Below are 8,589 nucleotides of genomic sequence, written 5' to 3'. Positions count from 1 at the left end.
GTTTGTCAACTTTTAATTTTTACTTGCGATGTTGTTAAAACCGCAACTCAACTATGTAATACGCTTATTTATTATAACAAAATTAAAAAAGATATATCATAATTTATTATAAATAATAGTGCATTAATTAAAAATATCACTTATTCTTATTATATTTGTTCTTTTATTCCTTTAAATTTTCTCATAAAAATGCTTTTTTATATAAAAATATGTTTTTATTGTTTTTATTGTTTAATTCTTCAACCACTTTTCTTTTTGAATATCCATCGCTTAAATCAACATAAAGAATTAAGAATTAAAAAAATATCTATAATAAGATATTTTCTACATAACCTTACTTAACATAAAAATACTTGCTGTTTCAGCTCTTAATATTCTTTTTCCTAATGAGATATTTTCACATCCTTTTTGTTCCGCTAGAGCTACTTCTCTTTCTGAAAAACCACCTTCAGGTCCAACAAAGAAAATGGAATTTGTAGGTAATGATGATGCTACCTTTGAATTAGTTTTTTCATGTGCTATAAATTTATTTTCAATTTCAATTTCCAACACATCTTTAAAGTTCATTGGCTCAGTTACAATCATTTTGACATTTCTAAATGATTGTTCACACGCATTGTGTGAAATTTGATTTCAACGTTCTATTTTTTTATAAAACTTATCATTCATTTTAATTTCAATTCTTTCAGTAATTAAGGGAATAATTTTTGTTGCACCTAATTCAGCAGCCTTTTGCACCATTCATTCAAAACGCTTTATATTTATTAGTGCTGCAGCTACTATAACTTCACCATTGTGTTCATGATCTTCATTGATAACTTCAATTATTTTAGCTTGTTGTCCGTCCATCTCACAAACGTAGAATTTTGATTCATAAATACAGATAAATTTTTCATTTAAAACACGCGCCACTTTCATGTGCTTGTATGTTTCTTCTGATATTTCAAAGTGTGTTTCACCCATTTTATTTGTTACAAAGAATCTAAACATAGTGTAATTATAAAATAAAAGAGAATATTTAATCAAAATAAGTATAAATAAAAAAACCAACTCATGGTTTTAATATGGCATTGGGAATGCAGATATTCCACACATACCTAATATTACTCAAACGAGCATTCCTATAACTATAGATAATGTAATAACGTCAAAGTATTTTATAGAATATTTTCTATACCTTGTTCTTTTTGCATATGGATCATACCCTCTAGTTTCCATAGCATTTCCTAAATCTTCAGCTTTTGAAAACGAAGTAACAAATAATGGAATAATAAGAGTAACTGTTGATTTAACTTTTGCTTTTGGACCACCATTTTTGAAATCAACACCTCTCGATGCTTGAGCTTTCATTATTCTTTGCGACTCCTCTAGCAATGTTGGTATAAACCTTAAAGCGATTGCAATTATCATCGCAATAATATGAACCGGAAACTTAATTATCTTCAAAGGCATCATTAGATCTTCCAATCCCCTAGTTAAATCTATTGGTTTTGTAGTTGCTGTAAGAATGGTTGTGATAATAATCATGAAATAAACCCTAACCGCAATCAAAGCCGTTCTATCTACAGCTTCACCTGAAATTTTAATCTTTCACCATGTAACTGTGTGGAACCATTGATCTGAGGTTGGTTTAACAATAAATATGTTTATTATGAATAGGAAAACACCTATAAAAATAACCGGTTTTAACATAGATAATAATTTCCTAATTGGCATTTTTGAAAAAGCATAACAAGTTATAACAGGAATCATGATTATCCCATATCCTATATAACTTCGATTCAGAAATACTATAACAATCAGTAGGATATTGCAAAGTAACTTAACCCTTGGGTCAAGTCTATGTACAAATGTGTCATTAGGTATGTATTTACCAACCGTTAATTGCATATAACCTCTCTTTATCTATTATTTAATGCTTCCGCTAATTCATCAATTGTTTTAACTTTCGGAAGTTTAATTCCTTTAGCTTCTAGTTTATTTACTAAAGCCAATAATTTAGGTGGTTCAAGATGATTCTTTACAAGGTAATCAGTATCCTTTAAAACTTTATAAGAATCCTCGAATTTTATTAATTCCCCTCTAGAAAACATCATTGTATAATCCGTTCTCGCTAAAGCATCATCTAAATTGTGCGTAACAATAATTATTGTCTTCCCGTTTTTATGAAGTCTATCAAAAATATCAAGAATCTCTTGGGAACCTTGAGGATCTAATCCCGCCGTTGGTTCATCAAAAACAAGCGTGTCTGGTTCCATTGCTAATATACCCGCAAGAGCAACCCTTCTTTTTTGTCCACCAGATAGTGAAAATGGTGATTTTTTAAGATATTCTTTCCCTAAACCCACTAATTCCAAATATTTTGATGCAAGTTCTTTTGCTTCTTCTTTTGAAGAACCCATTGTGATAGGACCAAACATAATATCTTTTTCAATAGTTTCTTCGAATAACTGATATTCAGCAAACTGGAATACAATACCAATTCTTTTTCTTATTTGCTTAATTTTTTTAATTTTTCTCTTTGATGCTTTAATATTTCTTTCAACAACAACGAATTCATGTTCCTTATCCTTTTTGCTAGTATTAGGAATCTTAAATTTAAGATCGATACTTCCAGATGTAGGTAATATTAAGGCATTAAGATGCTCAATATATGTTGTTTTACCAGATCCGGTATGACCAATTATAGAAATAGACATACCCTGTTCTATTGTTGCAGTTACATTTTTTAAGGCAGTAAATTCTTGAGGTTGACCTTTATCAAATATATGTGTTAATTTATTAGTCTTTATTTGCATATTTCACCTAACAATTCTTCCTCATTATAAGTTGGTTTCATTCCGTTTAATTTTGAAGATAGCTTATATATGAATGGTGCGTCAATTTTAGCTAAATTAACAATTTCTTCATTATTCAAAATCTCAGCCGGTTTACCACTTGCTATTAATTTCCCTTTTGAAAAAACTAATATCTCATCAGCTAAAATAGCTTCATCCATATTATGAGTGATTGAAATCAATGTTTTTTTTCTAGTTTTTTGAATTTCTCTTATTAACTCTAAAACTTCACGTTTCCCTTTCGGATCCAACATTGAAGTAACCTCATCAAAAATAATAACTTCTGGATCTAATGCTAAAGTAGAGGCGATTGCAACCCTTTGTTTTTGTCCACCTGAAAGAGTTTGTGGTTCTCTGTCTAGGTATTTACCCATACCAACCTTATCTGATAAATCCTGAACAATCTTTTGCATTTCTTCTCTTTGTAATTTTTTATTTTCAAGACCGAAAGCAATATCATCCTCAACTGTTGAACCAATAAATTGGTTATCTGGATTTTGAAAAACAATCCCTATCTTATTTCTAATTTGTTTCAATGTTTTTTTAGACATTGTAATATCATCAATAGTAACAGTTCCGTTAGTTGGCTTGTATAACCCCACAAGAAGCTTTGATAAAGTAGATTTACCAGATCCGTTATGACCAACGATTGCTATGTATTTCCCTTTTGTCATAGAAAAATTAACATCTGTCAAGGCATTTGTTTTGGCATCCGAATATTTAAATGAAAGATCTTTTACTTTTATCATATATTTAAATTGTATAAAAAAAAGAGCTAATATGAGTATAAAAAAAGTGAGATTTAAATCTCATCTAATTTTTCTTTATTGAAAACAGCTATAACTGGTAAATTTCTCATTTTTTCTTTAACATCTAAACCATATCCAACTAGGAATTCATCAGGAACAATTAACCCCACTTTATCAGCATGTAAATCAACTTTTCTACCTGTTGGTTTATCCATTAGTGTAATTATTTTTAATGATTTTGGTTTTCTTGCTGATAGGTTTTCCATAACAGCTTTAAGTGTAATCCCTGAATCAATAATATCTTCAGCAATTAATATATCTTTTCCAGAAATATCCTTTTTAAGATCCATAACAATCTTAACGTTACCTGTTGATGATGTTGAACCACCATATGAAGATACAGTCATAAAATCAATAGACATATCAACTGTAACATCCATCATTAGTTTTGAAAGAAATGGCACAGAACCTTTTAGCAGTCCAATAATAACTAAATCTTTAGAGTCTTTATATTCTTCGTTAACTCAATCAGCCAATTCTTTAATCTTTGTTTCTATTTCTTCTCTCGTATAAATTATTTCTTTTATTCTTGAATCCATTTTTTTCTCCTTATGAAAATGAAAAAATGTCAGTTATTACTGACTTTTCACTTTATTATTCGTTAATACTTACAACTTTTACTCTGTACTTGTTTTCAACTTCAACAGTTACAACATCACCTTTTGATGTACCTAAAACAGCTTTTGCAAGTGGTGACTCATTTGAAACTTTACCTTCAAATGGGTTTGCTTCTTGTCTACCAACGATTTTAACAATTCTTTTGTTGTTTGTTCTTTGGTCTTCTAATTCAACTTGTGAACCAATTCTAACCATATCTTTTTTAGAACTTGTTCTAATTAGTTTTGAATGTTCAAGGATTGATTCAATTTCTCTAATACGATCTTCGATTTGTCCTTGTTTCTCTCTAGCTGCGTCAAATTCAGCATTCTCAGAAAGGTCACCTTGCGCTCTAGCTTCCGCTAATTCAGCAATAACTTTAGGTCTTTCTACTTCAACCAATCTTTTAATTTCATCTTGTAATTTAGCTTTACCTTCTTTAGTAAGCATGTTTAGGTTTTTTTCCATAATATTCTCCTTGTATTAACTTTTATTAGTAATATTTTATCAAATTTTAGCACTTATTTAGCAGCAATGATAAAACCTTCGTGTATTTTTTGATGTTCAAATCTAACACCTATAAGTTTCATGTATTTAATTAAATCTTTTTGATCCCTAGTTAATTTTTTACATTCAGCAATTATTAACATTCCATTTTTATTAACATTCACCCATGAATTATCAAAGGCAGAGTTAAAGTTAGTTGTTTCCTTTGATAAAATAATGAAATCAAATTTGTCTTTGATAAATTTTTTCTCAACAATTTCAATCTTATCTTTTGGGACATCAAATTCTTTTAATCATTTATTAAATTTCTCAGTATCTTTTATTGAACCTTTTAATAGTGAGATATTAGCTTTGGTTCTTTTTGCAAGAGTTATAGCTTCATATCCTTCTGTTTCCCCTTCGATTCAAACACTTTTATAACCGTTTCTAATTATATTTGTGATGAAATATTCCATTGATAAATCATCTATTGGATTTTTAATTTGATCTTTTAATTCTCAAATCATCTCCCCAACTTCTGTTCTTTCAATTAACTCTTTAGTAATAGGGTCATTCTCATCCAAATTAGCTTCTTCTATTAAAATTCTCTTCTTAAGTTTTCTAGCTTTAATTTGCAATACAGTAAAAATTGTAAAACCAATTATAAGGACTACAAAAACCGAAGCAATTAAAATATACCTTGTTGTAGAACTCACTATTCTTCCTCTTCTTCCTCTTCTACATATGTTTCTTGGTATTCTTCGTAAACTTTCTCAACTAAAGCTCACTCATCTTCTTCAATTGGTTTTAATTGTCCTTGTTCATCAACTTTAGCAGCGAATAATTCTTCTTGAACTTCATATAAAACAAAGTCATCTCCATTTGCTTCAAAAGTGAAAAGAATTTCACCATCTACTTTTTTACCATCTTCTAATGTTATTTCGATGATTCTATCTTCATCGATATTTGTATTTGTATTATTTTCCATAAAAGTATTTTAACAAAATAAAAAGCCATAAGGCTTATTATATTCTCATTAAATAATCTTCTAGGATTAGTTGTGCTGCTAATTTATCTTTACTTTGTTTTCGTTTTTTTCTGGAAACGTTAGCTTTAATCATTATTTCATGAGCTTTATTAGTTGTATTAGCTTCATCAATATAAATTATTGGAACATCAAATTTTTGCTCTAATAATCCCCTGAATTCTTCAATCATATATGTAGTATCAGATTTGTCGCCAGAAGGATACGTTACATATCCCAAGACAATAGTATCGATATCATATTCCTGAAAGTAATCTGATAGCCTATTTAATGCAGTTTCTCAATCACGTTCATCAAATCTAAAATTTTCTTTTCCTTGTGCAGTGAAATTCAAAGGATCGCTAAGTGCAATTCCTAAAGATCTTGAACCAAGGTCTAAACCTATTTTTCTAGCCATTAACAATCTCTTTAATTATATTTTCTGCATTTTCATTTCATTCACAAGCACCTTGAGCGAACATCGGTGCTCCACCACCTCTACCATTTAATTTGGCAAAAATTTGTTGTAAAATTTCATTTGAATTTTTCACTTGTGAAGCAACTGCAATTAATAGTTTTCCAGTGTTCGCACCAATTATAAATGTACCTTCTGGATATTTTGTTCTTAATGAAATGGCCATAGCTTTAACCTGACCTGGGTTTTTAAGATTTAAATCAATGTAAACTCCATTTTCAAGTTCTACATCAGGCACTTCAACTTTTTGAGATTTCTTAGAAAGTTTCTTATTATCATTTCTTAATTTTTGAATAAGTTCTTTAGCTGTTTCAATTGTTAAAGTTGTAACTTTAATTGAATAATCGCTATCTAATTTCTTGTTCTTTTCAAAAATCTTTTCTATCTCTGTATATAATTTATCCATTTCTTTTTTAATGAATGAATCAACTGTTATATTTGAAGTTATAGCTTCTAATCTGAACACTCCTGATCCTTTATTCTCAACAGAAACTATTTTAAATGTTTCAAGGCCCACTGTATTTGGAATATGTGTTCCTCCACATAAGTCAGTTGTTATTTCACCAAATTTAACTACACGAACTTTTTCTGAGTATGAATCTTCATCAATTGTCATAATAGCATTGATTTCTTCGGCGCCTTTAAGGTCAGTAATGATATATTCTCTATCAACATTCATCCCAATGTATTGGTTAACTAAATTTTCAACTTTTGCAACTTGTGCTTCTGTTGGTTTTTTATCAGAAGGGAAATCAAATCTTAATCTTTCTTCGTTGTTATCAGAACCTAATTGTTCAATCACGTCAGCACCAAATACTTCACGCAATGCACGGAAAACAAGGTGTGTTCCCGAGTGATTTCTCATCAATCCATTTCTAACTTCGTGATCAACTTTTAGTTCAACTTCACCTTTTCTTAATGTACCTTCAACTTTATGAATGTGGTTTCCAAATTTATCTTTAAATACATCTAAAACCTTTATTTCATTGTTACCTTGAACAATCACACCTTTATCGTGTCTTTGTCCCCCTGATGTAGCATAAAATGGTGTTTCCTTAAATATAGCAAATCCGACACCCTCTATACTTTCAATTGAATCAATTTCATCCAACATTAATACAACCTCAGATTTTGCGTATTCAATATTTTCCGATGCAAGTTCTGTTGAACCATATCCAATAAATTCTGACATCTTTTTATCAATTTTAGCTAAAGAAGCGATTTGTTTATCCATTCCAGATACAACTTTCCCTCTCGAAGCATTGGCGTGTCTTTCTTTGTATTCATCAAATTTTGAAATATCAAGTTTAATTCCTTTTTCCTCTAAAATTTCTTGAGTTAGTTCAATAGGGAATCCGTATGTTTCAAATAATTTAAATGCAATACCAAAATCGAAGTCTTCACCTTTAACAAGTGATTTAAATAATAATTCTTCACCTTGTGAAATTGTTTTTGCGAAAGCAACTTCTTCTTTTTGAATAATTTTTGAAACTACTTCAACATCTATCGCAAATGGTAGAGTATCTCTAACAACCTCAATTAGTTTGTATAGGAAAGTTGTTTCTTTCATACCCAATTGGATTGCTGAACGATATGCCCTACGTATTAATCTTCTAATGATATAACCACGAGAGACATTAGATGGTTTTGCTCCATCTTGTATAGCATTAACTACAGCTCTCATATGATCAGCTATAATTTTGAATGATTCCATCATATTTTTTACCTGTCATTTCTTCAACTTTTTTGATTATAGGCATAAATAAGTCAGTATCAAAGTTTGTGTGTCCATCTTGTAAAATTGAAGCGATTCTTTCTAATCCTGCACCTGTATCAATGTTTTTTTGAACAAGCTCATTATAATTTCCTTCTCCATCGTTGTTAAATTCAGAGAAAACAATGTTTCAAATTTCAATATATCTATCGTTATCAAGATCTTTTTCAATTAATTCAACTCCACGTTCATCGTATTTTGAACCTCTATCAAAGAAAATTTCCGTATCCGGACCACATGGCCCCATACCCATATCTCAAAAGTTCATTTCTCTATCTCCAGCAACTAAGTGTGAAGGTTCAACACCAAGAGAAATTCATTTTTCATATGTTTCCTTATCATCTTTAAAGTAAGTTATATATAACTTATCTTTTTCCATTTCTAAAACTTCTGTTAAAAATTCAAATGCGAATTCAATGGCTTCTGGTTTGAAATAATCCCCTATTGAAAAGTTCCCAAGCATTTCAAAAAGTGTATGGTGTCTTGATGTAACCCCAACATTTTCTATATCATTTGTTCTTATTGATTTTTGTGAGTTTGTAATTCTATTTCTTGGAGGTTGTTTTTTTCCAGAAAAGAAATCTTTT

10 protein-coding genes and 1 pseudogene are annotated in these 8,589 nt (G+C 29.7%); all 11 read right to left on the bottom strand.

Translation table 4 applies throughout. The features are described from left to right. Nucleotides 1-324: 324 nt before the first annotated feature. Entirely contained in the window at nucleotides 325-990 is a 666-nt protein-coding gene (locus C4B25_RS03275; protein ID WP_131613625.1) for a 16S rRNA (uracil(1498)-N(3))-methyltransferase, read from the bottom strand. Nucleotides 991-1,059: 69 nt separating this feature from the next. Next, on the bottom strand, nucleotides 1,060-1,890 hold the full coding sequence (locus C4B25_RS03270) for an energy-coupling factor transporter transmembrane component T family protein (protein WP_131613624.1): 831 nt from the start codon (nucleotides 1,888-1,890) through the stop codon (nucleotides 1,060-1,062). Between the two features lie 11 nt (nucleotides 1,891-1,901). After that, nucleotides 1,902-2,798, bottom strand: a complete 897-nt coding sequence (locus C4B25_RS03265) for an energy-coupling factor transporter ATPase (RefSeq protein WP_131613623.1) — start codon at nucleotides 2,796-2,798, stop codon at nucleotides 1,902-1,904. Beyond that, entirely contained in the window at nucleotides 2,789-3,586 is a 798-nt protein-coding gene (locus tag C4B25_RS03260) for an energy-coupling factor transporter ATPase (RefSeq protein WP_131613622.1), read from the bottom strand. Before C4B25_RS03260 ends, C4B25_RS03265 begins: the two co-directional genes overlap by 10 nt. 53 nt (nucleotides 3,587-3,639) lie before the next feature. Then, nucleotides 3,640-4,185, bottom strand: coding sequence for a hypoxanthine phosphoribosyltransferase (hpt, locus tag C4B25_RS03255; RefSeq protein ID WP_131613621.1), 546 nt, complete (start codon nucleotides 4,183-4,185; stop codon nucleotides 3,640-3,642). A gap of 55 nt (nucleotides 4,186-4,240) precedes the next feature. Then, nucleotides 4,241-4,711 carry a transcription elongation factor GreA gene (gene greA, locus C4B25_RS03250; RefSeq protein WP_131613620.1) on the bottom strand — a complete coding sequence of 157 codons (471 nt, stop codon included), beginning with the start codon at nucleotides 4,709-4,711 and terminating at the stop codon, nucleotides 4,241-4,243. A gap of 53 nt (nucleotides 4,712-4,764) precedes the next feature. Beyond that, nucleotides 4,765-5,445: a BC85_0335 family putative methyltransferase gene (locus tag C4B25_RS03245; protein ID WP_131613619.1), complete on the bottom strand. Its 681-nt coding sequence runs from the start codon at nucleotides 5,443-5,445 to the stop codon at nucleotides 4,765-4,767. Beyond that, a complete protein-coding gene (locus C4B25_RS03240; protein ID WP_131613618.1) occupies nucleotides 5,445-5,717 on the bottom strand; it encodes a DUF1292 domain-containing protein in 273 nt (90 codons plus the stop codon). Before C4B25_RS03240 ends, C4B25_RS03245 begins: the two co-directional genes overlap by 1 nt. Before the next feature lie 37 nt (nucleotides 5,718-5,754). Continuing rightward, nucleotides 5,755-6,171, bottom strand: coding sequence for a Holliday junction resolvase RuvX (gene ruvX, locus C4B25_RS03235; RefSeq protein WP_131613617.1), 417 nt, complete (start codon nucleotides 6,169-6,171; stop codon nucleotides 5,755-5,757). Further along, nucleotides 6,164-6,844: a DHHA1 domain-containing protein gene (locus C4B25_RS04910; protein WP_246004294.1), complete on the bottom strand. Its 681-nt coding sequence runs from the start codon at nucleotides 6,842-6,844 to the stop codon at nucleotides 6,164-6,166. Before C4B25_RS04910 ends, ruvX begins: the two co-directional genes overlap by 8 nt. A gap of 327 nt (nucleotides 6,845-7,171) precedes the next feature. Further along, nucleotides 7,172-8,546, bottom strand: a pseudogene (gene alaS / locus C4B25_RS04905) (alanine--tRNA ligase); the annotation flags it as partial. Nucleotides 8,547-8,589 lie beyond the last annotated feature (43 nt).

Source organism: Mycoplasma todarodis (assembly GCF_004335995.1).
Taxonomy (GTDB): Bacteria; Bacillota_I; Bacilli_A; order Mycoplasmatales; family Metamycoplasmataceae; genus Mycoplasma_K; species Mycoplasma_K todarodis.
Note: the sequence above shows the minus strand (reverse complement) of the source record. Positions and strands in the feature narration are given on the sequence as shown.